The sequence below is a fragment of the Bacteroides sp. An269 genome, from assembly GCF_002159755.1.
In the GTDB taxonomy this organism is placed as follows: Bacteria; Bacteroidota; Bacteroidia; order Bacteroidales; family Bacteroidaceae; genus Phocaeicola; species Phocaeicola intestinalis.
On record NZ_NFJG01000213.1, the window covers coordinates 1 to 2,254 of the forward strand.

Genomic DNA, 2,254 nt, shown 5'->3' on the forward strand with positions numbered 1-2,254 from the left:
AAAAAAGTCAGCGGATGCGAAAGACACAGGAAAGGAAATCTTTCAAAAAAAGGTCTAAAGCTCGCTGAAGAATAATTCGATGTTTAACCAACTAATTCAGAGCGATATGGCAGCAGTTCAGTTTATCCTTTCAGTCATCATGGCTATTTGTGCAGTGGCTATGTTCCTAAGTGCAGTTTTTATACATGCTAATCCCAGTATGGTGGTATCGGCACTTCTTTTCATCATCTGTTATGGTGCATTTTTATTGGTAAAAATCAGTTACAAAGAACTTAAATCCGAATAATTATGAAAGGTACAGAACACTTCAAACAGACTATCAAGGCTTTTTTGGATAATAAGGCAGCGAGTGACGAACTCTTTGCACAAAGCTATCACAAGCCTCACAAAAATATCGATGATTGCGTGACTTATGTACTTAATTGGGTGCAAAGTACAGGTTGCTCCGGCTTTTCAGATGATGAGATTTATGGTCAGTGTATTCACTATTTTGATGAAGACAACATCGACATAGGCAAGGAGATACAATGCAAGGTTGTGGTTAATCATCACATAGAATTGACTGAAGAAGAAAAGGCAGAAGCCAGGCAGAACGCTATCCGTCAGTATCAGGATGAAGAAATTCAGAAGATAAAGAACCGGAAAAAAGCTAAACCAGCTCAAACTCAAACTATTGTCGCACCTACATTATTCGATTTCTGATATGAAACCTACCAATAAAATCCAAAAAGAGATAGTTTCACTTTCAAGGAAATTGAAACCTATCACAAACAGACAGATGCAGTATGCTTACAGACATTGTATCGAACCTTTCGCCAAGAGAACGGCGAAAGGTATCTATACCTGTTGCGATTGTGCGCATACATGGAAAGACACACATTCCACTATTCCGGTTTATGTAACATGCCCTCATTGCGGAAGAAAACTTAAGGTAAGTACTGACAGAAAGAGAACCTATTCTTTTAAGGTGTATTTTACTATCATCATTTCAATAAAGGAATATCAGATATTACGCCACTTCATAGTTTTCGCAGATTTCAGAGTAGGTAAGGCTGCTCAATATTCAATTAAAGAAGTTGTTCAGCGATGGCTAACCCCAAAAGGTGTTACCCATACTATTGCCCTGAAAAGAAGTATGAGCAACTATTACTATGATAGTTGGAACTTTAATAGTGAACTTGAATTGAGAAGTTGTGCTGAAAGTTTCTATTATGATATAGATGCGATGTATATCTATCCTAAAATCCAATTATCCGACACGATAATAAGAAACGGCTATTGTGGAGATACCTTCGATTTGTCTCATTACACTGTATTCAAGGCTATACTCTCAGACAACAGAAAAGAAACTCTTCTGAAATGTGGACAGATTTCTCTTTTCAAATACTTTGCTCATAAGAATAATATATCGGATGATATTTGGAAAGCCATTAAGACCGGCATCCGGCATAAGTATAACTTTTCCGATATTGGTTTATGGCTGGACTATATCAGATTGTTGCAACACTTCAATAAGGATATTTCAAACCCTCATTATGTTTGTCCTTCCAATCTGAACAGGGAACATGACAGATTGAGCCGGAAGAAACAAGAGGAGTATGAAAAAGAACAGCTAAGGGAAAAGAAACGGAAAGCTTTTCTGCAAGAAAAACATTATCAGGAAGCAAAAGCAAAATTCTTCGGTCTTGTTTTCGATGAAGGTGATATTCGGATACGTGTTCTTGAAAGTGTTCAAGAATTTGTAGAGGAAGGAGAAGTCTTGCATCATTGCGTCTTTTCAAATGAATATTTCAATGATGACAATTCACTTATCTTTTCAGCTATGGTGGACGGAGTGAAAACGGAAACAATAGAGGTCTCTTTGGAGACAATGAAAGTGGTTCAATGCAGAGGACGGTATAATAAGAACTCTGAGTTTCATGATGAAATTCTGAAGGTGATGAACAAGAATATTCCTCTTATTGCAAAACGTATGTGCGGATAAGTGGCGGACTGATGTCTATATATGATATGAAAAGTAATTATGTTACATTGTAACGTAATTACTTTCTTACGTAATTACATAACTGAAAGTCATAATAGCTTGTAAATGAACGTGAGTTCTTTCCTTCCCACCCTATCTAAGGAATAGACTGTAAACCGTACGTTTCCTTCCTTTGGCCAAACTATGTATAGTCCGGAGGAATAAAACATCCGGCTTGCAAATTCAGCACCTCACACCGTATGAACCTTCCCGGTGGCTCAGGATCATCCG

At 37.4% G+C, this 2,254-nt stretch carries 2 protein-coding genes; both read left to right on the forward strand.

Features of this window, described 5'->3' with window-relative positions; all coding sequences use genetic code 11:
- The first annotated feature begins 288 nt into the window (after positions 1-288).
- Positions 289-702 (forward strand): PcfK-like family protein, encoded by a 414-nt coding sequence (locus B5F71_RS19265; RefSeq protein WP_087213565.1) that lies wholly within the window; start codon positions 289-291, stop codon positions 700-702.
- 1 nt (position 703) lies between these two features.
- Positions 704-1,984 (forward strand): PcfJ domain-containing protein, encoded by a 1,281-nt coding sequence (locus tag B5F71_RS19270; RefSeq protein WP_087213569.1) that lies wholly within the window; start codon positions 704-706, stop codon positions 1,982-1,984.
- Positions 1,985-2,254: the final 270 nt, after the last annotated feature.